This window comes from Ramlibacter albus, from assembly GCF_014297445.1.
In the GTDB taxonomy this organism is placed as follows: domain Bacteria; phylum Pseudomonadota; class Gammaproteobacteria; order Burkholderiales; family Burkholderiaceae_C; genus Ramlibacter; species Ramlibacter albus.
Genome location: NZ_JACORU010000007.1, coordinates 217,844 through 238,972 on the forward strand (window position 1 = coordinate 217,844; position 21,129 = coordinate 238,972).

General features: G+C 67.5%; 21 protein-coding genes. 3 read left to right on the forward strand and 18 right to left on the reverse strand.

The genetic code is table 11. The features are described 5' to 3' along the window. Positions 1–9: 9 nt before the first annotated feature. The 6 genes from H8R02_RS19405 to H8R02_RS19430 form a co-directional block, all read right to left on the reverse strand. Complete coding sequence (locus H8R02_RS19405; protein WP_187083130.1) at positions 10–438, reverse strand: hypothetical protein; 429 nt, start codon at positions 436–438, stop codon at positions 10–12. 85 nt (positions 439–523) lie between these two features. Further along, complete coding sequence (locus H8R02_RS19410; RefSeq protein ID WP_187083131.1) at positions 524–1,066, reverse strand: MOSC domain-containing protein; 543 nt, start codon at positions 1,064–1,066, stop codon at positions 524–526. A gap of 3 nt (positions 1,067–1,069) precedes the next feature. Then, positions 1,070–2,404 carry a phosphoglucosamine mutase gene (gene glmM / locus H8R02_RS19415; RefSeq protein WP_187083132.1) on the reverse strand — a complete coding sequence of 445 codons (1,335 nt, stop codon included), beginning with the start codon at positions 2,402–2,404 and terminating at the stop codon, positions 1,070–1,072. Further along, on the reverse strand, positions 2,401–3,261 hold the full coding sequence (gene folP / locus H8R02_RS19420; protein ID WP_187083133.1) for a dihydropteroate synthase: 861 nt from the start codon (positions 3,259–3,261) through the stop codon (positions 2,401–2,403). The genes glmM and folP overlap by 4 nt, the downstream gene beginning before the upstream one ends. A gap of 30 nt (positions 3,262–3,291) precedes the next feature. Next, positions 3,292–5,196 carry an ATP-dependent zinc metalloprotease FtsH gene (gene ftsH / locus H8R02_RS19425; protein WP_187083134.1) on the reverse strand — a complete coding sequence of 635 codons (1,905 nt, stop codon included), beginning with the start codon at positions 5,194–5,196 and terminating at the stop codon, positions 3,292–3,294. Between the two features lie 108 nt (positions 5,197–5,304). Then, on the reverse strand, positions 5,305–5,967 hold the full coding sequence (locus H8R02_RS19430) for an RlmE family RNA methyltransferase (protein WP_187083135.1): 663 nt from the start codon (positions 5,965–5,967) through the stop codon (positions 5,305–5,307). A gap of 21 nt (positions 5,968–5,988) precedes the next feature. On the opposite strand from H8R02_RS19430, the gene H8R02_RS19435 reads away from it, so the two are divergent. Next, positions 5,989–6,468, forward strand: a complete 480-nt coding sequence (locus H8R02_RS19435) for a YhbY family RNA-binding protein (protein ID WP_187083136.1) — start codon at positions 5,989–5,991, stop codon at positions 6,466–6,468. Here the strand turns inward: H8R02_RS19435 and H8R02_RS19440 are convergent. From H8R02_RS19440 to carA, 4 genes are all read right to left on the reverse strand, one after another. Beyond that, positions 6,416–6,823 (reverse strand): DUF4149 domain-containing protein, encoded by a 408-nt coding sequence (locus H8R02_RS19440; RefSeq protein ID WP_187083259.1) that lies wholly within the window; start codon positions 6,821–6,823, stop codon positions 6,416–6,418. The two genes, H8R02_RS19435 and H8R02_RS19440, sit on opposite strands and share 53 nt — an antisense overlap. A 5-nt stretch (positions 6,824–6,828) precedes the next feature. Next, positions 6,829–7,305 carry a transcription elongation factor GreA gene (greA, locus tag H8R02_RS19445; RefSeq protein ID WP_187083137.1) on the reverse strand — a complete coding sequence of 159 codons (477 nt, stop codon included), beginning with the start codon at positions 7,303–7,305 and terminating at the stop codon, positions 6,829–6,831. A gap of 69 nt (positions 7,306–7,374) precedes the next feature. After that, on the reverse strand, positions 7,375–10,629 hold the full coding sequence (gene carB / locus H8R02_RS19450) for a carbamoyl-phosphate synthase large subunit (RefSeq protein ID WP_187083138.1): 3,255 nt from the start codon (positions 10,627–10,629) through the stop codon (positions 7,375–7,377). 11 nt (positions 10,630–10,640) lie between these two features. Continuing rightward, positions 10,641–11,810: a glutamine-hydrolyzing carbamoyl-phosphate synthase small subunit gene (gene carA, locus H8R02_RS19455; RefSeq protein ID WP_187083139.1), complete on the reverse strand. Its 1,170-nt coding sequence runs from the start codon at positions 11,808–11,810 to the stop codon at positions 10,641–10,643. A gap of 240 nt (positions 11,811–12,050) precedes the next feature. Between carA and H8R02_RS19460 the strand changes: the two genes are divergently transcribed. Continuing rightward, on the forward strand, positions 12,051–13,235 hold the full coding sequence (locus tag H8R02_RS19460) for a sensor histidine kinase (protein ID WP_187083140.1): 1,185 nt from the start codon (positions 12,051–12,053) through the stop codon (positions 13,233–13,235). A 4-nt stretch (positions 13,236–13,239) separates the two neighbouring features. Beyond that, positions 13,240–13,551, forward strand: coding sequence for a hypothetical protein (locus H8R02_RS19465; protein WP_187083141.1), 312 nt, complete (start codon positions 13,240–13,242; stop codon positions 13,549–13,551). On the opposite strand, the gene H8R02_RS19470 is transcribed toward H8R02_RS19465, so the two are convergent. The 8 genes from H8R02_RS19470 to bamA are packed head-to-tail and all read right to left on the reverse strand — an operon-like array spanning position 13,548 to position 21,128. Then, positions 13,548–14,333 carry a TrmH family RNA methyltransferase gene (locus H8R02_RS19470; RefSeq protein WP_187083142.1) on the reverse strand — a complete coding sequence of 262 codons (786 nt, stop codon included), beginning with the start codon at positions 14,331–14,333 and terminating at the stop codon, positions 13,548–13,550. The two genes, H8R02_RS19465 and H8R02_RS19470, sit on opposite strands and share 4 nt — an antisense overlap. Beyond that, on the reverse strand, positions 14,330–15,022 hold the full coding sequence (gene rnhB, locus H8R02_RS19475) for a ribonuclease HII (RefSeq protein ID WP_187083143.1): 693 nt from the start codon (positions 15,020–15,022) through the stop codon (positions 14,330–14,332). Before rnhB ends, H8R02_RS19470 begins: the two co-directional genes overlap by 4 nt. Further along, positions 14,994–16,124 carry a lipid-A-disaccharide synthase gene (gene lpxB / locus H8R02_RS19480; RefSeq protein ID WP_187083144.1) on the reverse strand — a complete coding sequence of 377 codons (1,131 nt, stop codon included), beginning with the start codon at positions 16,122–16,124 and terminating at the stop codon, positions 14,994–14,996. Before lpxB ends, rnhB begins: the two co-directional genes overlap by 29 nt. Then, positions 16,121–16,915 carry an acyl-ACP--UDP-N-acetylglucosamine O-acyltransferase gene (gene lpxA, locus H8R02_RS19485; protein ID WP_187083145.1) on the reverse strand — a complete coding sequence of 265 codons (795 nt, stop codon included), beginning with the start codon at positions 16,913–16,915 and terminating at the stop codon, positions 16,121–16,123. Before lpxA ends, lpxB begins: the two co-directional genes overlap by 4 nt. Then, positions 16,915–17,352 (reverse strand): 3-hydroxyacyl-ACP dehydratase FabZ, encoded by a 438-nt coding sequence (fabZ, locus tag H8R02_RS19490; protein ID WP_187083260.1) that lies wholly within the window; start codon positions 17,350–17,352, stop codon positions 16,915–16,917. Before fabZ ends, lpxA begins: the two co-directional genes overlap by 1 nt. Positions 17,353–17,354: 2 nt before the next feature. After that, positions 17,355–18,323 carry a UDP-3-O-(3-hydroxymyristoyl)glucosamine N-acyltransferase gene (gene lpxD, locus H8R02_RS19495; RefSeq protein WP_187083146.1) on the reverse strand — a complete coding sequence of 323 codons (969 nt, stop codon included), beginning with the start codon at positions 18,321–18,323 and terminating at the stop codon, positions 17,355–17,357. A gap of 4 nt (positions 18,324–18,327) precedes the next feature. Beyond that, complete coding sequence (locus tag H8R02_RS19500; RefSeq protein WP_187083147.1) at positions 18,328–18,834, reverse strand: OmpH/Skp family outer membrane protein; 507 nt, start codon at positions 18,832–18,834, stop codon at positions 18,328–18,330. Beyond that, entirely contained in the window at positions 18,834–21,128 is a 2,295-nt protein-coding gene (bamA, locus tag H8R02_RS19505; protein WP_187083148.1) for an outer membrane protein assembly factor BamA, read from the reverse strand. Before bamA ends, H8R02_RS19500 begins: the two co-directional genes overlap by 1 nt. Position 21,129 lies beyond the last annotated feature (1 nt).

Genomic DNA, 21,129 nt, shown 5'->3' on the forward strand with positions numbered 1-21,129 from the left:
GTGCCCGGGCTAGAAGCGGATGCCCGCCGAGAACCGCAGCATGTCCGGCTGCGAGCTCGTGAGGGCCTCGCCCCAGCGGCGGTCGTACGACACGCGCAGGTAGTAGTTGCTGGCCCAGTCGTAGCGCACCGCCAGGCCCATGCGGTCCTGCCCGAGGCCGCGAACCAGCTGCACCGAGACGGCCTGGCCGTCCGGGAAGCGGTAGCCGCCGCCGACACTGAGGCGCTCCTGGTCCACGATGCTGGAGCCGACGCCGACGCGCGCGAACCACTTCTGGCCCGCTTCCAGCGAAAGGCCCGAGGCCGGGGCGCTGATGCGAAGCTCGGGGACGTGCAGCGAGTAATTGGCCGAAAAGCCCTGCGCGGAGGCCCCGATGGGGGCCCCGAGGCCTGCGATGAGGGAAAGCAGGCCCAGCACGGTGGAAATTGTGCGGCGCATGAGAAGAATGTAGACCTTCGCGAAAGACTTGCGAAGCCCCTCGGACTTTCGTGTGGTTGGGGCGCGACGAGCGGGCGGGGCCGCGTCAGACTGGTGCAAGCGGCCGGTGCGGAGCAGGCGGTATTTCGACTGATATCGGGCTGCCCGGGCGCACTTCGCCGCCACTGAGGACGACGCCCATCACGCCTGCCTTGCGCACCAACTGGCCTTGGGCGTCCCGGTCAAGAACGGCGGCCATCAGGCCCGGGAGGAACCGATCGAGCTGCGAGCACGGGTTGCGCAGGCCCGTGACGCGCACCCTTGCATCCGTCCCAAGCCGGAGGATGGTGCCTTCCGCCAGCGCCAGCAGGTCGATGCCGCGCGTGGTGACGTTCTCGCCCAGGTCGCCCGGGAACACCGCGAAGCCCTTCTCCACCAGTTCGTCGAACAGCTCCGCGTGGATCAAGTGCACCTGCCGCAGGTTGGGCTGGCTGGGGTCGCGCGCCACACGCGAGCGGTGCTTGACGGTCTCCCCCGAATGCGCGTCACCCTGCACGCCGAGGCCGGGCACCAGCGTGACGGCTTCCTCGGCGTACTTGGTGAAGCTGTGGCTGCCGCTGCGGTGGACTGCGATGACGCGCGGCTGCACGGGTCAACCGGCCTGGACCGCCTGTGCGAGGCGTTCGGCGCCGGACTTGGCGAGCTTGGCATCGGCCGCTTCCACCATCACACGCAGCACGGGCTCGGTACCACTGGCGCGGATCAGCACGCGGCCGGAGCCATTGAGCTCCGATTCGAGTTGCTTCGTCTCGCTCGCGAGCTTCTCGCTCTTCTTCCAGTCCTGCCCCGGTGCGAGCCGCACGTTGATCAGGGTCTGCGGGAACAGCGTGACGCCTTCGAGCAGCTGCGCCAGCGTCCTGCCGCTGCGCGCGCGCACCTTCAGCACCTGCAGCGCGGTGACGAGGCCGTCGCCGGTGGTGTGCTTGTCCAGCGCGAGCAAATGGCCGGAGCCTTCGCCGCCCAGGCACCAGCCGCGCTTTTCCAGCTCCTCGAGCACGTAGCGGTCGCCGACCTTGGCGCGCACGAACTCCACCCCACGCTTCTTGAGGGCCAGCTCCACCGCCATGTTGGTCATGAGCGTGCCGACGGCGCCGGGCACCTTCTCGCCGCGCTCGAGGCGGTCGATGACCATCACGTACAGCAGTTCGTCGCCGTTGAAGAGGCGCCCTTCGGAATCGACCATCTGCACGCGGTCCGCATCGCCGTCGAGGGCCACGCCGAAGTCGGCGTTGTTCTCCTTGACCGACTGCACCAGTGCTTCGGGGTGCGTGGCGCCGACGCCGTCGTTGATGTTCAGGCCGTCCGGCGAGCAACCCATGCACACGATGTCGGCGCCCAGCTCGTGGAACACCTTGGGCGCGATGTGGTACGCCGCGCCATGGGCCGCATCCACCGCGATCTTCAGGCCCTTGAGCGTGAGGTCGTGCGCGAAGGTGCTCTTGCAGAACTCGATGTAGCGCCCCGCCGCATCTTCCAGCCGCCGCGATCGGCCGAGCGCGCCGGAGCCCACCCACGCCGGGGGCTCGTCCAGCTCGCGCTCCACGGCCTCTTCCCATTCGTCGGGCAGCTTGGTGCCCTGCGCGCTGAAGAACTTGATGCCGTTGTCCGGGTACGGGTTGTGGCTGGCGCTGATCACCACGCCCAGGCTCGCGCGCTGCGCGCGCGTGAGGTAGGCGACGCCGGGCGTGGGCAGCGGGCCGAGCAGCACCACCTCCACACCGGCGGAATTGAGGCCGGACTCGAGCGCCGCTTCGAGCATGTAGCCGGAGATGCGCGTGTCCTTGCCGATCAGCACCGTGGGGTTGGCCTCGGTGCGCTTGAGCACCTTGCCGACCGCGTGACCGAGCTTCAGCACGAAGTCCGGTGTGATGGGCGCCGTGCCGACGGTGCCGCGAATGCCGTCGGTGCCGAAATACTTCCTGCTCATGAACTCCCTTTCGCGGTCTGCACCTGATTTGCTACCGAAATTGTAGCGCCCCACACCTTCAGCGCGGCCACGGTGTCCTTCACGTCGTGCACGCGGACGATGCGCGCGCCGCGGTCCACCGACAGCAGCGCGGCGGCGACGCTCGCGACCACGCGGTCGTTCACCGGCTGGCCGGTGACCGCGCCCAGCGAGGACTTGCGCGACCAGCCCGCGAGGACGGGGTAGCCGTCGGCGAGCAGTTCGGCCTGCCGCGCGAGCAGCGAGAAGTTCTGCTCCACCGTCTTGCCGAAGCCGATGCCCGGGTCCCACACCACGCGCGAGCGGTCGACGCCCAGCGCGAGCAGCGCTTCGGTTGCGTTGCGAAGGAAGTCGCGCACTTGCGGCACCGCATCGCCTTCCATCGGCGAGCGCTGCATGGTCTGCGGCTCGCCGTGCATGTGCATCAGGCACACACCGCATGACGCGTGCGCGGCAACCGCCTCGCGGGCGCCGGGGCGGCCGAGCGCCCAGATGTCGTTGACGATATCGGCGCCGAGCTCCAGCGCCTCGCGCATGATCTCCGGCTTGTACGTGTCCACCGAGACCGGCACGCCCAGCTGCACCGCCTCGCGCAGCACCGGCATCACGCGGGCGCGCTCGTCGGCCAGCGGCACCGGCGGGCTGCCGGGGCGGCTGGATTCGCCGCCGATGTCGAGGATGTCGGCGCCGTCGAGCAGAAGCTGCTCGCAGTGCTTCAGCGCCTGCTGCGTGCTGGCGAACTGGCCACCGTCGGAAAAGGAGTCGGGCGTGACGTTGACGATGCCCATCACGCGGGGCTTCGAGAGGTCGACGAGGTAGCGGGAGGTTTGCCAGTGCATGTGAAAAAAGGGCCCGAAGGGCCCTTTTGATTACGCCGCGTTCGGCTCCGGGTTCACCGTCGGCGACGGCCCGCCCGTACCCGATGGCGGCACGCGAGGCGTGAAGTCCTTCGGCGGGCGCGGCTCCTTGCCGGCCATGATGTCGTCCAGCTGCTCCGCGTCGATGGTTTCCCACTCGAGCAGGGCCTTGGCCATCGCGTGCATCTTGTCCGCGTTGTCCTCGATGAGCTTGCGGGCCAGGCCGTACTGCTCGTCGATGATGCGGCGCACCTCCTGGTCGACCTTCTGCATGGTCTGCTCGGAGATGTTCGTGGTCTTGGTGACCGAGCGGCCGAGGAAGACCTCGCCCTCGTTCTCGGCATACACCATCGGGCCGAGCGCGTCGCTCATGCCGTAGCGCATCACCATGTCGCGCGCCAGGTGCGTCGCGCGCTCGAAGTCGTTCGAAGCGCCGGTGGTCATCTGGTTCATGAACACTTCCTCGGCGATGCGGCCGCCGAAGAGCATGGCGATCTGGTTGAGCATGTACTCGCGGTCGTACGAGTAGCGGTCCTTCTCGGGCAGGCTCATCGTCACGCCCAGCGCGCGGCCGCGCGGGATGATGGTGACCTTGTGCACCGGGTCGCACTTGGGCAGCAGCTTGCCGATGATGGCGTGGCCGGCCTCGTGGTAAGCGGTGTTGCGGCGCTCCTCCTCGGGCATGACCATGGACTTGCGCTCCGGGCCCATGATGATCTTGTCCTTGGCCTTCTCGAAGTCCTGCATCTCCACCACGCGCGCGTTGCGGCGGGCGGCCATCAGGGCGGCTTCGTTGCAGAGGTTGGCCAGGTCGGCGCCGGACATGCCCGGCGTGCCGCGCGCGATGACCTCGGCCTTCACGTCCTGGCCGATCGGCACCTTGCGCATGTGCACGTTGAGGATCTGCTCGCGGCCGCGGATGTCCGGCAGCGTCACGTAGACCTGGCGGTCGAAGCGGCCCGGGCGCAGCAGCGCGGAGTCGAGGATGTCGGGGCGGTTGGTGGCCGCGATCACGATCACGCCGAGGTTGGTCTCGAAGCCGTCCATCTCCACCAGCATCTGGTTGAGGGTCTGCTCGCGCTCGTCGTTGCCGCCGCCCAGGCCCGCGCCACGCTGGCGTCCCACGGCGTCGATTTCATCGATGAAGATGATGCAGGGCGCGTTCTTCTTGGCGTTCTCGAACATGTCGCGCACGCGGGCCGCGCCCACGCCGACGAACATCTCCACGAAGTCGGAGCCGGAGATCGAGAAGAACGGCACCTTGGCCTCGCCGGCAATGGCCTTGGCCAGCAGCGTCTTGCCGGTGCCCGGGGGGCCGACCAGCAGCAGGCCGCGCGGGATTCGGCCGCCCAGCTTCTGGAATTTCTGCGGGTCCTTCAGGAAGTCCACGACCTCCTTGGTCTCTTCCTTGGCCTCGTCGCAGCCCGCGACGTCGGTGAAGGTGACCTGGTTGCTGGACTCGTCCAGCATGCGCGCCTTGCTCTTGCCGAAGCTGAAGGCACCGCCCTTGCCGCCGCCCTGCATCTGCCGCATGAAGTAGATCCACACGCCGATGAGCAGCAGCATCGGGCCCCACGACACCAGCAGCGTCATGAGCAGCGAGCCCTCTTCACGCGGCTTGACGTCGAACTTGACGCCGTTGTTGATGAGGTCGCCCACGAGGCCGCGGTCGAGGTAGGTGGCTGTCGTGCGCACCTTCCGGTCGTCCGTGGTCATGGCGATGATCTCGGTGCCGCCCTGGCCCTCCTGGATGACGGCGCTCTTGATGTGCTTGTTGCGGACTTCTTCGAGGAAATCCGAGTAGCCCATGCCGGTGGCGCCTGCGGCGCCGCGCGTGTCGAACTGCTTGAATACGGTGAAGAGGACCAGTGCGATCACCAGCCAGACGGCGATCTTGGAAAACCACTGATTGTTCAAAACTGTCTCCGGACGAGGGGGTGAGGCTACCCGAGCCTAGTTGCTGCCCATTCTAGGGGTTTCAAGTCAACCTTTGATGCAAATTCGCCACATTCCCCTTGACGGACCTCACTTACGGGCCTTGACGCCGATCCCCACGAGGAAGGTTTCCGACGACTTGTCGCGGGAGGCCTTCGGCTTCAGAGGCTTCACAACCCGGAAACGTTCCTTGAAAAGCTTCACCAGCTGGCTGTAGCCGCTGCCGTGGAACACCTTCACGACCAGGGCGCCATCCGGTTTGAGGTGGTTGCCGGCGAATTCCACCGCCAGCTCCACGAGGTGGGAGATGCGGGCGGCGTCGGCGGATTCGATGCCTGAGAGGTTGGGCGCCATGTCCGAGACCACGGCGTCCACCGGGCGGCCGGCGAGCACCGCCTCCAGCCTGGCCAGGACCTCCGGCTCGCGGAAGTCACCCTGCAGGAACGTGACGCCTTCGACCGGCTCCATAGGCAGGAGGTCGAGCGCGATGATGGTGCCATTCAACTGGCCGACAGCCGCGCCCTCCGGCGCGAGCTTGCGGCGCACGTACTGGCTCCAGGCGCCGGGCGTGGAGCCCAGGTCCACCACCACGTAGCCCGGCTTGATGAGGCCGAGCTGCTCGTCGATCTCCTTGAGCTTGTAGGCGGCGCGGGCGCGGTAGCCCTCTTTCTGCGCGAGCCGGACGTACGGGTCGTTCACGTGGTCGTTGAGCCACGCCTTGTTGACCTTCTTGCTCTTCGTCTTGACTTTCATCTCACTGGGATAATACGTTTTATGACTGCCATCGAACTGACCATTGCCGAACGCAAGGCGCACCGCGCCGACGCCCACCATCTCGACCCCGTCGTGATGATCGGCAGCGACGGCCTCACCCCGGCCGTCAAGAAGGAGACCGACGCCGCGCTCAACGCCCACGGCCTGATCAAGGTCCGCGTGCAGGGCGACGACCGCGAACAGCGCGAAGCCATCTACCAGGAGCTGTGCGACACCCTCGGCGCCGCGCCCATCCAGCACATCGGCAAGCTGCTGGTGCTGTGGCGCCCCAAGCCGAAGAAGGAGCGCGCGGCCGCCGAGGACGAGGAACGCAAGCGCGGCCCCCGCGACTTCAAGGTCGTGAAGAACTCCAGCCGCGGCGGCCAGCGGCCCGAGGTCAAGAGCGTCCGCGTGCTCGGCAACCAGCGCCTGACGACCGGCGGCCTGGTCAAGAAGGGGAAGCCGAAGCAGAAGTCGGTGAAGAAGCGCTCCCTCGGCTGAGCTTCCACAGCACGACGAGAGCGCAAAGCCACTGCAAGGCGTACATCGCCGTGCCCGCGCCGTGCCACAGCGCCAGGTTCTCACGGGCGCGGATGCGCGGGGCGGCGGCGAACTCGATCAGCAGGTCGAGGATCAGGCCGGCGAGCACCCAGCCCTGCAGGCGCGTCGTGTAGAGCAGCACGAGGCCGCATCCGAGCGACAGGTAAGTCTGCGCGGTGAACAGCCTGGCGGCGAGCTGACCCGCAACGGCGGGTGACGACGCATTAGCGAACAGCAGAGGCACGGCCATGAATCCGATCGCCGTGAGGCTTCCCCACCACAGCGCCGCCGCCAGCACCGGCAGGCGAGCCTTCAGCGCGTTCACTGGTAGTGGACCGCCACGATCTCCCAGCGCTTGATGCCGCCGGGCGCCTGCACTTCGGCGGTGTCGCCCTCTTCCTTGCCGATCAGCGCGCGGGCGATCGGGCTGGACACGTTGATCAGGCCCTGCTTCAGGTCGGCCTCGTCCTCGCCGACGATCTGGTAGCGGACCTTCTCGCCGCTCTCTTCTTCTTCGAGTTCGACCGTGGCGCCGAACACGACCTTGCCGCCGCCGTCCACGGTGGACGGGTCGATGACCTGCGCGTTGGACAGCTTGCCCTCGAGGTCGCGGATGCGGCCTTCGATGAAGCCCTGCCGCTCCTTGGCGGCGTCGTAGTCGGCGTTCTCGGACAGGTCGCCCTGCGCGCGGGCTTCGGCGATCGCGGTGATCACGCCGGGGCGGTCCACGGTCTTCAGGCGGTGCAGTTCCGCCTTGAGCATTTCGGCGCCGCGCTTGGTGATGGGGATGGTAGGCATTGCTGTCTTGTCTCCACAAAGGGAAACCGCCGGGCGTTACCGGCCGGCGGTTCGTCGATAGCGCGTATTTTAGGCGACGGCGAGCTGCGCGTGCATCTCCTGCACCGAAATCACGTCCAGGTTCGCCATCGCCTTCATGCCCTCCACCGCGGCTTCGGCGCCGGCGATGGTGGTGAAGGTGGTGACGCGGGACGTCAGCGCGTTCGTGCGGATCGCGCGCGAGTCGCGGATCGCGTTGCGGCGCTCTTCCACCGTGTTGATGACGAGGCAGATCTCGTTGTTCTTCATCATGTCCACCACGTGCGGGCGGCCCTCGGTGACCTTGTTCACGGCCTGGCACTCGATGCCGGCGGCGCTGATCGCGGCGGCCGTGCCCTTGGTGGCGACGATCGCGAAGCCCATCGCGGCGAGCTCGCGCGCCACGGCAACGGCGCGCGGCTTGTCGGCGTTCTTCACGGTGAGGAACACCTTGCCGTCGGACGGCTTGGGCAGCTTGGTACCCGCGCCCATCTGGCTCTTCACGAAGGCTTCGCCGAAGGTCTTGCCGACGCCCATTACCTCGCCCGTGGACTTCATCTCCGGGCCGAGGATGGTGTCCACGCCCGGGAACTTCACGAACGGGAACACGGCTTCCTTCACGCTGAAGTAAGGCGGCGTCACTTCCTTCGTGATGCCCTGCTCGTCCAGCGACTTGCCGACCATGCAGCGCGCGGCGACCTTGGCCAGCTGGATGCCGGTGGCCTTGCTCACGTACGGCACCGTGCGCGATGCACGCGGGTTCACTTCGAGCACGTAGATGACGTCCTTGCCCTCGATCTCCTGGATGGCGAACTGCACGTTCATAAGGCCGATGACATTGAGCGCCTTGGCCATCGCGGCGGTCTGGCGCTTGAGCTCGTCGACTGTTTCCTTCGACAGCGAGTACGGCGGCAGCGAGCACGCCGAATCGCCCGAGTGCACACCGGCCTGCTCGATGTGCTCCATCACGCCGCCGATGAACACGCGGCCGGTGGCGTCGGCGATGCAGTCCACGTCGCACTCGACCGCGTCGTTGAGGAACCGGTCCAGCAGCACGGGCGAGTCGTTCGACACCTTCACGGCCTCGCGCATGTAGCGCTCCAGGTCCTGCTGCTCGTGCACGATCTCCATCGCGCGGCCGCCCAGCACGTAGCTGGGGCGCACGACGAGCGGGTAGCCGAGCGCCTGCGCCTTCTCCAGCGCTTCGGTCTCGGTGCGGGCCGTGGCGTTGGGCGGCTGGCGCAGGTTCAGCTGGTGCAGCAGCTTCTGGAAGCGCTCGCGATCTTCGGCCGCGTCGATCATGTCGGGCGAGGTGCCGATGATCGGCACGCCTTCGCGCTCCAGGCCCAGCGCCAGCTTCAGCGGCGTCTGGCCGCCGTACTGCACGATCACGCCGGTGGGCTTTTCCTTGTCGACGATTTCCAGCACGTCCTCGAGCGTGAGCGGCTCGAAGTACAGGCGGTCCGACGTGTCGTAGTCGGTGGACACCGTCTCGGGGTTGCAGTTGACCATGATGGTCTCGTAGCCGTCCTCGCGCAGCGCGAGCGCGGCGTGCACGCAGCAGTAGTCGAACTCGATGCCCTGGCCGATGCGGTTGGGCCCGCCGCCCAGCACCATGATCTTCTTCTTGCTGGTCGGCTCGGCCTCGCACTCGTCCTCGTAGGTCGAGTACATGTAGGCGGTGTTGGTGGCGAACTCGGCGGCGCAGGTGTCCACGCGCTTGTAGACCGGGCGCACATTGAGCTTCTTGCGCAGCTCGCGCACTTCCTTGTCCGTGGTCTTGAGCAGCTTGGCCAGGCGCCGGTCGGAGAAGCCCTTGCGCTTGAGCGCGCGCAGCGTGGGCTCGTCGATGGCGGCCAGCGCCTGCTCGCCCTTCTCCTCGACCAGCCTGTCGAGGTCGAGCTCGATCTTCACGATCTGCTCGATCTGCACCAGGAACCACTTGTCGATCTTCGTGATCTCGTAGACCTCGTCGACCGACCAGCCCGCGGCGAACGCGTCGCCCACGTACCAGATGCGTTCCGGGCCGGGCTCGCCCAGCTCCTTCTCGAGCAGCTCGCGGTCCTTCGTCTTCTCGTTCATGCCGTCCACGCCGACCTCGAGGCCGCGCAGGGCTTTCTGGAACGACTCCTGGAAGGTGCGGCCCATGGCCATCACTTCACCCACCGACTTCATCTGCGTGGTGAGGCGGTCGTTGGCGTCCTTGAACTTCTCGAAGGCGAAGCGCGGGATCTTGGTGACGACGTAGTCGATGGACGGCTCGAACGAAGCGGGCGTCGCACCGCCCGTGATCTCGTTGCGCAGCTCGTCCAGCGTGTAGCCCACGGCCAGCTTGGCGGCAACCTTGGCGATCGGGAAGCCCGTGGCCTTGGACGCCAGCGCGGACGAACGCGACACGCGCGGGTTCATCTCGATCACGATCATGCGCCCGTCCTTCGGGTTGATCGAGAACTGCACGTTGCTGCCGCCCGTGTCCACACCGATCTCGCGCAGCACCGCCAGCGAGGCGTCGCGCATGATCTGGTATTCCTTGTCGGTCAGCGTCTGCGCGGGGGCCACCGTGATCGAGTCGCCGGTGTGCACGCCCATCGGATCGAGGTTCTCGATGGAGCAGACGATGATGCAGTTGTCCTTCTTGTCGCGCACCACCTCCATCTCGAACTCCTTCCAGCCGAGGAGCGACTCCTCGATCAGCAGTTCGTTGGTCGGCGAGGCTTCGATGCCGCGCTTGCAGATGGTCTCGAATTCCTCGGGGTTGTAGGCGATGCCGCCGCCCGTGCCGCCGAGCGTGAAGCTGGGGCGGATGACGGCGGGGAAGCCCACCTGCTTCTGCACTTCCCACGCCTCGTCGAGCGTGTGCGCGATGCCGGACTTCGCCGAGCCCAGGCCGATGCGCGTCATCGCTTCCTTGAACTTCTGGCGGTCCTCGGCCTTGTCGATCGCCTCGGGCGTGGCGCCGATCAGCTCGCACTTGTGCTTGTGCAGCACGCCGTTGCGCCACAGGTCCAGCGCGCAGTTCAGCGCCGTCTGGCCGCCCATGGTGGGCAGGATCGCGTCGGGCTTTTCCTTGGCGATGATCTTCTCGACCGTCTGCCAGGTGATCGGCTCGATGTAGGTGACGTCGGCGGTGGCCGGGTCGGTCATGATCGTCGCGGGGTTGCTGTTGATCAGGATGACCTTGTAGCCCTCCTCGCGCAGCGCCTTGCAGGCCTGCACGCCGGAGTAGTCGAACTCGCACGCCTGCCCGATGATGATCGGGCCGGCGCCGATGATGAGGATGCTCTTGATGTCTTGACGCTTCGGCATGTCGCTGGCTCTTACTTCTTGTTCGTGTCCATCAGGCCGGTGAACCGGTCGAAGAGGTAGCCGATGTCGTGCGGGCCCGGCGACGCTTCCGGGTGGCCCTGGAAGCAGAACGCGGGCTTGTCGGTGCGGGCCAGGCCCTGCAGCGTGCCGTCGAACAGGCTGATGTGCGTCGGGCGCAGGTTGGCGGGCAGCGTCTTCTCGTCGACGGCGAAGCCGTGGTTCTGGCTGGTGATGCTCACGCGGCCGGAGTCGAGGTCCTTCACCGGGTGGTTCGCGCCGTGGTGGCCGAACTTCATCTTGAAGGTCTTGGCGCCGGAAGCCAGCGCCATGATCTGGTGGCCCAGGCAGATGCCGAAGGTGGGGTAGCCCTCTTCGATCAGCTCGCGCGTGGCGGTGATGGCGTAGTCGCAAGGCTCCGGGTCGCCGGGGCCGTTGGAGAGAAAAACGCCGTCGGGGTTGAGCTTCTTCACTTCGGCGGCGGGCGTCTTCGCCGGCACCACCGTCACCTTGCAGCCGCGCTCGGCCAGCATGCGCAGGATGTTCTTCTTCACGCCGTAGTCGAAGGCGACCACGTGGTACTTCGGCTCGGCGAGCTCGCCGTAACCTTCGCCGAGCTCCCACTCGGTCTGCGTCCAGTCGTAGGGCTTGTCGACGGAGACGACCTTCGCGAGGTCCTGGCCGGCCATCGACTTCTCGCCGCGCGCGGCAGCGACCGCCTTGTCGACGAGCGCGGGGGTCACTTCCTCGCCCTGCTTCAACGCCAGCAGGCAGCCGTTCTGCGCGCCCTGGGTTCGCAGGATGCGGGTGAGCTTGCGGGTGTCGATGTTGGCGATGCCGACGGTGTTCTCGCGCTGCAGGTACTGCTGCAGCGTCATGTCCGCGCGGAAGCTCGATGCGATGAGCGGCAGGTCGCGGATGATCAGGCCGGCGGCGTGCACCTTCGCGGCTTCGACGTCCTCGTCGTTGACGCCGTAGTTGCCGATGTGGGGATAGGTGAGCGTGACGATCTGCCGGCAGTAGCTCGGGTCGGTGAGGATTTCCTGGTAGCCGGTGAGTGCCGTGTTGAACACGACCTCGCCCGTGGAGGAGCCTGCTGCGCCGATGGAGTTGCCGATGAAGACCGTGCCGTCTGCGAGCGCCAGGATGGCGGGCGGGTAAGCGCCCTGAAGCGACGAAAGCACTGGGTTCTCCGAATGGTTACGGGTACGCCCAAACGCGAATCAAGACGGGGTCTCGATGTTGCTTTTGTCGGGGTGAGGCGGCTTGAATGCGCTAGGCGTACAGGGGTTTGCGGGAAAGCCGCCGATTATAGCCCGGCGCGCGTACAATGAGGTTCCCAACTGACGCGGCTTCCCTCGTGCCTCTAGCCGCCGGGCTCACGCCCAGTCAGGCCGCCACTGCACCTGAACCGAGGTGCAGACATGCCTTCCCCCGACGTCATCGACTTGCCGCAGCGCACCGCGCCGCGCCAATCGGCCCTTGCCGACTTCCTCCGCACCCACTCGGCCGAGATCCTCGCCGCATGGGATGAATTCGCCGCCACGGTCGACCACGAGGGCCAGCCGCTCGACGCGCTCGGCCTGCGCGACCACGCGGCCGAAATCCTCCACACGATCGCGCTGGACCTGGCGCAGGCGCAGTCGCCGGCCGAGCAGGACGCCAAGGGCAAGGGGCTCGCCGAGCGCGATGGCGCACCGACACCCGCCGAAACGCACGCCGACTTCCGCATCATCGCCGGCTTCGCCGTCGATGCCATGGTCACGGAGTACCGTGCCTTGCGTGCGAGCGTGCTGCGCATCTGGGCGACGGCGGGCGGCGCCACCACCGCTGCCGACCTGCAGGACCTCACGCGCTTCAACGAAGCCATCGACCAGGCAATCGCCGAGTCGGTCGCGCGCTACACGGGCCAGACCCGCACGTCCACCGAACTCTTCATCGGCGTGCTGGGCCACGACGTGCGCAACCCCCTCGGCACGATCCTGCTCAGCGCCGACTACCTGGTGCGCTCGGGCCAGCTGTCGCGGGCCGCGGCGGCGCCGATCGTCAATGCGGCCACGCGCATCCGCAGCATCATCGAACAGGTGGTGGACTACACGCGCGCCCAGTCCGACGGCGTGATGCCGATCGTGCGGCTGCCGGGCAACCTGCACGAGCAGGTCGCCAAGGTCGTGCAGGAAACCCAGGTGCGGCACCCGGACCGCGCCATCCGGCTCTCGGTGGACGGCGACTTCGAAGGCAGCTGGGACGAAGGCCGCATCGGGCAGCTGCTGTCCAACCTCATCGGCAACGCCCTGCTGTACGGCGTGCGCGATGGCGAGATAACCGTGAAGATGACGTCCGCGCCGCGCGAGGTCTACGTCGCCGTGCACAACTTCGGCGTGCCGATCCAGCCTGCGGACCGCGAACGCATCTTCCAGCCGATGGAGCGTGGGCGCCCCGGAGCGGACAAGGAACACGGCGCCGAGCGCGACGGCCTCGGCCTGGGCCTGTACATCTGCCGCGAGATCGTCCGCTCCCATGGTGGCCGCCTGGTGCTGGACTCGGCCGAGGAAACCGGAACCACCTTCACCGCCGTGCTGCCCCGCAGCGCCGCGCGCGGAGGGTAATGCCATGAACGACCCCGAACAGCGCGCGCAATGGGCGGAACACCTGCTCGACGAAGCGGATGCGATCGCTGCGCAGCAAGTCACGGCGGGCGCCAGCCACGAGCCCATGGCCGGCCCCCTGCCGTTCACGCAGGACAACATGACGGATGCGATCCGGCTGGCCGTCACCGAAGAGCGTGCGCGTTGCGCCGCGGTTGCCGAGGCCTTTGCGACGGAGGCGCGGCTTTCGCACTTCCTGCCCGCGGCCACCACCTCCGAACGCGCCGCAGCAGCAGCGGTTGCCCGGCGCATCGCGCAGCTGCTGCGCGTCCTCTAGCCGGCCTTCGCGACGCCGGCGGCGGCGCTGGCGTGCAGGCAGATGGCCGCCGCCGCCGCGACATTGAGGGATTCTTCGCCTCCGGGTTGCGCGATCCGCATCTTGCGATCGGCTATCTCCATCATCGCCGTGCTCACGCCCTGGCCTTCGTGGCCCAGCACCCAGGCGCAGGGCCACGGCAGCTTCGTTTCGTGAAGGAGTTCACCCTCGTGCGAGCTTGTCACGACGATCGGCACGTCGAGCGCCTGCGCGTCGGGCGGCTCCATGCCCTCGAGCAGGTCGAGCGCGAAGTGCGCGCCCATGCCGGCGCGCAGCACCTTCGGGCTCCACAGCGCGGCCGTACCCTTGATGGCGAGGATCTGGCGGAAGCCGAAGGCGGCGGCCGAGCGAAGGATCGAGCCCACGTTGCCCGTGTCCTGCAGGCCGTCCAGCACGACCGTGGGGACGCCCTTCTTCAGCAAAGCCTGCTCGGGCATCTTGACGATGAAGCCCATCTTCGCGGGCGAGTCGAGGCTGCTGAGGCTGGCGAACAGGTTTTCGGCCAGCAGCACGGTCTTGTCCGCGACGGTGCCGAACTCGCCGGCGTACTGCGGCCACGCGGATTCCTGGAACACCGCGATCGCCGGTTTCACGCCCCGCTCGATCGCGGCGCGGCAGAGGTGGTCGCCCTCCAGCCACACACGGCCTTGCTTGCGGTACGCGGTCGAGTCCTGCGCGAGCTTGCGCAGGTCCTTCAGCAGCGGGTTGTCGCGGGAAGTGATGAGCGCGGGACCGGAGGTCACGGCGCCGGCGCCTCGAAGTCGGCATCGCTCGCGCCGCCGATCATCACGCGGTGGGCCACCGGCGCGAAGAACTTGCGGTGGTGCACGCAGGGCCCGTGCACGCGCAGCGCCTCGAGGTGCTCGGGCGTGCTGTAGCCCTTGTGCGCCGCGAAGCCGTACTGCGGGAACTCCTCGTGCAGTTGCGCCAGCATGCGGTCGCGCGTCACCTTGGCGATGATGGACGCGGCCGAGATCGACTTCACTTTCGCGTCGCCGCCGACGATGGCTTCGCAGTACACCTCGATCTTCGGCAGCCGGTTGCCGTCCACCAGCACCTTGGCCGGCTTCAGCCGCAGGCCCTCCACGGCGCGCTTCATGGCGAGCATCGTGGCGTGGTAGATGTTGATGGTGTCGATCTCGTCGACGCTGGCCTCGCCCACCGAGCAGCACAGGGCCTTTTCGCGGATCTGGTCGAAGAGGCGCTCGCGTTGCAAAGCCGTGAGCTGCTTGGAATCCGCAAGCCCGCGGATGCGTTTCGCGTCGTCGAGGATGACGGCGGCGGCGACCACCGGGCCGGCGAGCGGCCCGCGGCCGGCCTCGTCGACGCCCGCGAGCAGGCCGTCGGGGCTCCAGTCCAGCGCGGCCTGGCGCGCCTTCACGGCAAACGCGGCTTGGCGCGGCTTAGCGGTTGACGACTTCTTCGATGGCATCGGTGGCCAGCTTCGCGGTATCTCGGCGCAGCAGCTCGTGCTGCGCCCTGAATTTCTCCTGGACGGCCGCCATTCTGTCAGGACGCGCGAACCAGTCCAAGACTTCACCTGCAAGCCGCTCGGGATTGGCGTCGTGCTGCAGCAACTCCGGCACGATGAATTCCCGCTCGAGGATGTTGGGCAGCGCCACCCAGGGCTGCAGGTGCTGGCGCTGGTGGATGGTCCAGGTGAGCCAGTTCATCGCGTAGGCGACGACCATGGGCCGCTTGAAGAGCGCGGCTTCGAGGGTGGCGGTGCCGCTGGCGAGCAGTGTGACGTCGCAGGCGGCGAGCGCGGTGTGGGACTGGCCGTCGAGCACGCGCAGCGCGTCGCCCAGCCCTGCGGAATCGGCAGCCGCCGAGATCTTCGCCTTGAGGTGCGGCACGGCAGGGACGATGAAGCGCGCCTTCGGCCGCTGCTTCTTCACGACCGCCGCGGCCGCGAAGAAGCGGCCGGCGAGGTACTTGACCTCCGAGCCGCGGCTGCCGGGCAGGATCGCCACCACGTCGTCGTCTTCACTGAGCTCGAGCGCGGCACGCGCGGCGGCCTTGTCCGGCTCCATCGGGATCGTGCTCGCGAGCGGATGACCCACGTACGTCGCCCCGATGCCGTGCTTGTGCAGCAGCTCGGGCTCGAACGGGAACAGGCACAGCACGTGGTCGCAGCAGCGCTTGATCTTGTGCACGCGTTCGGCGCGCCAGGCCCAGATGGAGGGGCAGACGAAGTGCACCGTCTTGATGCCGCGTTCGCGCAAAGCGCCTTCGAGGTCGATGTTGAAGTCGGGGGCGTCGATGCCGATGAAGACATCCGGCGGGCTGGCGATGAGCCGGTCGCGCAACTGGTTGCGGATGCCCACGATCTCGCGGTAGTGGCGCAGCACTTCGACGTAGCCGCGCACCGCGAGTTTGTCGCTGGGCCACCACGCGTCGAAGCCCTGGGCCATCATGCGCTCGCCGCCGATGCCCTGCGCTTGCAAGCCTGGCCACCGCGACTGAAGCGCCTTCAGGAGCGCGCCGCCCAGCAAGTCGCCGGAGGTCTCCCCGGCGACCATCGCCACCTTCATCGCACGATGCCGCGCTCGGCCGGCATGCGCTCGAAGAAGCCCAGCATCAGGTCGACGTCGGGCTGCGCTTCGGGCGTCTTCTTCGGCAGCTCACGGATCTTCTCGATCGCCTGCTCGAGCGTGAGGCCCTCGCGGTACAGGATCTTGTGCATCGCCTTCACCGCCGAGATGCGCTCCGGCGAGAAGCCGCGCCGGCGCAGCCCCTCGAAATTCATCGAGCGCGCCGCCGCCGGGCGCCCATCGCTCATCACGAAAGGCGGCTGGTTCGCCAGCAGCACCGTGCCGAGCGCCGTCATGCCGTGCGCGCCGATGTGGCAGAACTGGTGCACGTTGGTGAAGCCGCCAAGGATCACCCAGTCCTCGACGACGACGTGCCCCGCCAGCTGCGCGTTGTTGGCGAAGGTGATGTTGTTGCCGAGGACGCAGTCGTGGGCGATGTGCGTGTACGCCATCAGCCAGTTGTCGCTGCCGATCTTCGTCACCCCGCCGCCCTGCACCGTGCCGATGTTCAGCGTGGTGAACTCGCGGATGGTGTTGCGGTCGCCGATGACCAGCTCGCAGGGCTCGCCCTTGTACTTCTTGTCCTGGTTGACGGCGCCGACGGAGGCGAACTGGAAGATGCGGTTGTCCTCGCCGATGGTCGTGTGCCCTTCCACCACCGCGTGCGGCCCGATCCAGGTGCGCGCGCCGACCTTCACGTGGGCGCGCACGATCGCGTACGCCTCCACCACGGCGGTCTCGTGCAGCTGCGCGCCCGGCTCGATGATCGCCGTGGGGTGGATGTTCGCCATCAGGCGATCTTCCTCATGGTGCACATGAGCTCGGCCTCGCACGCGACGTTGCCGTCCACGCTGGCCACACCCTTGAACTTGTAGATGCCGGCCTTGGCCCGCTCCAGCGTCACTTCCATGATGAGCTGGTCGCCCGGCTCCACCGGCCGCTTGAAGCGCGCGCCGTCGATGCCCGCGAAGTAGATGACCGACTTGTCGTCCGGCTGCGAGCCCTGCGCGGCGAACGCGAGCAGCGCCGCGGCCTGCGCCATCGCCTCCAGCATCATCACGCCCGGCATCACGGGCCGGTGCGGGAAGTGGCCCATGAAGAACGGCTCGTTGATCGTCACGTTCTTCAGCGCCTTGATGCGCTTGCCCTCCTCCACTTCCAGCACCCGGTCCACCAGCAGGATCGGGTAGCGGTGCGGCAGCTTCTTCAGGATCTCGTGGATGTCCATTGTCATTTCGAACTCTTCTCCAGCGCCTTGATCCGCTCGCGCAGCTGGTACAGCTGGCGCAGCGTCGCGGCGTTCTTTTCCCAGGACGCATTTTCGTCGATGGGGAAGATGCCGGTGTACAGCCCCGGCTTGAGGATCGAGCGGGCGACGAACGAGCCGGCCGAGATGTTCACGCCGTCGGCCAGCGTGAGGTGGCCCAGGATCATCGCCGCGCCGCCGATGGTGCAGTTGGCGCCGATGTTGGCGCTGCCCGCGATGCCCACGCAGCCGGCGATGGCGGTGTTGCGGCCGATGCGGCAGTTGTGGCCCACCTGGATCAGGTTGTCGAGCTTCACGCCGTCCTCGATGACGGTGTCGTCGAGCGCGCCGCGGTCGATGCAGGTGTTGGCGCCGACCTCCACGTCGTCGCCGATGCGCACGGCGCCCAGCTGCTCGATCTTCTCCCAGCCGCCCTTGACGGGCGCGAAGCCGAAGCCGTCGGCGCCGACCACCACGCCGGGGTGCAGGATGCAGCGCTCGCCGACGACGCAGTCCTCGGCGACCATCACCCGAGGTTTCAGCACGGTATTCGCGCCGATGCGCGCACCGCGTTCCACGACGCACAGCGCGCCGATGCGAGCCGTCGGGTCGACCACCGCCTCCGGGTCCACCACCGCGCTCGGGTGGATCGCGGGCCCGTCCTCTTTCGAACGAGAGCGCTTCCACAGCTGCGTGAGCCGCGCGAAGTAAAGGTAGGGGTCGTCCGCAACGATCACCGCGCCGCGCGCCGCGGCCTCGTCGGCTATCGCCGCGGACACGATCACGCAACCCGCCTTCGACGTGGCCAGCTGCTGCCGGTACTTGGGATTCGAAAGGAAACTCAGTTCGCTGCCCTGCGCCGTCTCGAGCGGCGCGAGGCGCGTGACCTGCAGGGAAGGATCGCCCCGGAGCTCCCCGCCGAGCTGCGCGACGATGGAGCCGAGCGTCAACACGGGTCTAGCGGGCTGAGTTCAGAGCGCGGATCACCTTGTCGGTGATGTCGTGCTTCGGGTTGATGTACACCGCTTCCTGCAGGATCAGGTCGTACTTCTCGGCCTCGGCCACCGAGCGCACCACGCGGTTGGCGCGGTCGAGCACCTGCTGCAGCTCCTCGTTCTTGCGGGCGTTCAGGTCTTCCTGGAACTCGCGGCGCTTGCGCTGGAACTCGCGGTCCTGGTCGATCAGCGACTTCTGGCGCGAAGCGCGCTGGCTCTCGGGCAGCGTGGGTGCCTCGCGCTCGAACTTCTCGCTGGCGGCCTTCAGCGCGTTGCCCATGTCGTTGAGCTCCTTCTCGCGCTTGCTGAACTCCTGCTCCAGCTTGGCCTGCGCCGCCTTGGCGGTGTTGGCCTCGCGGAAGATGCGGTCGGTGTTGACGAAGCCCACGCGGAACGGCTCCTGGGCCTGCGCCGCGAGCGCGAGCGCGCCGAACAGCACGGCCAGGACATGGCGGGCAATGACATTCATCAGAATGAGGTACCGATCTGGAATTGAACCTTCTGGATTCTATCCCCGGCGAACTTGCGCACGGGGATGGCGGCGGCCAGCCTCAGCGGGCCCACGGGCGACAGCCACGACAGGCCCAGGCCCACCGAAGCGCGCATGGTCGACATGTCGAACTTCTCGTGCTCGCCATACACGTTGCCCGCGTCCACGAAGCCGAACAGGCGCAGCGTGCGGTCGTTGCCCGCGCCCGGGAACGGCGTGATCACCTCGGCATTGAGCGTGAGCTTGCGCGCGCCGCCGATGGTGGCACCCGTCACGTCGCGCGGGCCCAGCGTGCCCTGCTCGAAGCCGCGCACGGAGCCGAGGCCACCCGAGTAGAAGTTCTTGAAGACCGGGAACGGCCGGCCCGACAGGCCTTTGCCCAGGCCCAGCTCACCGTTGAGCGCGAGCGTGAAGCGGCGCGTGAGCGGGATGTACTGCTGGTACTGCAGGTTGGCGCGCAGGTAGCGCGCGTCGCCCAGCAGGCCCCACTCGCCCGACACCCGCTGGTACTTGCCGCTGGTGGGCGCGAGCGTGCTGTCGCGGTCGTCGCGGGCCCAGCCCACCGCCAGCGGGATGGAGTAGCTGGCGTAGCCGAAGCGCTGCGCGTACTCGAGGTACGCGGCCGGGATGCTGGTGCCGGGGTTGATCGCCGTGCGCTCGATGCTGCTGCCGAAGTAGACGGTGTCGGTCTCGGTGAACGGCACGCCGAAGCGCAGGCCCACGCCGGACGTGGACAGCGAGTAGTTGCCGCCCTGGTCGTCGTACGGCTTCGACATGCGGTGGTAGATGTCGAAGGCGCGCGAGATGCCGTCGGGCGTGAAGTACGGGTTGACCGTGTTGAGCACCAGCGTGCGGTTGTACTTGCTGGTGTTGATCTCCAGGCCGAAGTAGTTGCCGGAGCCGAAAGCGTTCTCCTGCTTCACGGCCGCCGAGATGCCCAGCTTCTCCGCGCTGGAGAAGCCCGCGCCCAGCTGCAGGCTGCCGGTGGGCTTCTCGACCACCGAGATGTTCAGGTCGACCTGGTCGGGCGCGCCGGGGACGTCCACCGTCTCGACGTTCACTTCCTTGAAGAAGCCCAGGCGGTCCACGCGGTCGCGCGAGAGCTTGATCTTGTCGCCGTCGTACCAGCTCGCCTCGAACTGGCGGAATTCGCGGCGGATGACTTCGTCGCGGGTGCGGTTGTTGCCGGACACGTTGACGCGGCGCACGTAGGCGCGGCGCGACGGGTCGGCCACCAGCGTGAGCACCACGCGGTTGTTCACGCGGTCCACCTCGGGGCGCGGTTCCACCTGGGCGAAGGCGTAGCCGAAGTTGCCGAAGTAGTCGATGAAGGCCTTGGTGGTGTCCGTCACCTGCTCGGCGTTGTACGGCTCGCCGGCGCGGATCTTCACCAGCGACTTGAACTCCTCGTCCTTGCCGAGGTAGTTGCCTTCCAGCTTGACGGCCTGGACGACGTAGCGCTCGCCCTCGGTGATGTTCACCGTGATGCTGATGTCCTGCTTGTTGGGCGAGATGGCGACCTGGGTGCTGTCGATGCGGAACTCGAGGAAGCCGCGGTTCAGGTAGTACGAGCGCAGCGTCTCGAGGTCGCCGTTGAGCTTGGTGCGCGAGTAGCGGTCGCTCTTGGTGTACCAGGACAGCCAGCCGCCCGTGTCCAGGTCGAACAGGCCCTTGAGCGTGTTCTCGCTGAACGTCTTGGCGCCGACGATGTGGATTTCCTTGATCTTGGCCGGGTCGCCCTCGCTCACCGTGAACGACAGGTTCACGCGGTTGCGCTCGATGGGGGTGACCGTGGTGACCACTTCGGCCGCATACAGGCTGCGGTTGATGTACTGGCGCTTGAGCTCCTGCTCGGCGCGGTCGGCCAGCGCCTGGTCGTACGGCCGGCCCTCCGTGAGGCCGATCTCGCGCAGCGCCTTGCGCAGCGTGTCCTTGTCGAACTCCTTGATGCCGACGAACTCCACGTCGGCCACCGTGGGGCGCTCCTCGACGATCACGACCAGCACGTCGCCGCTCACCTCGAGGCGCACGTCCTTGAACAGGCCCAGGGCGAACAGCGCGCGGATGGCGGCGGAGCCCTTCTCGTCGTTGTACTGCTCGCCCACGCGGAACGGCAGCGAGGCGAACACCGTGCCGGGCTCGACGCGCTGCAGGCCCTCGATGCGGATGTCACGCACGGTGAACGGGTCCACCGCCCACGCGTTGGCCGCGAAGGCCATCGCCACCACGGCCGTCACAGTGCGGACGCGGAAGCGCTTCAGATGTTTCTTCATT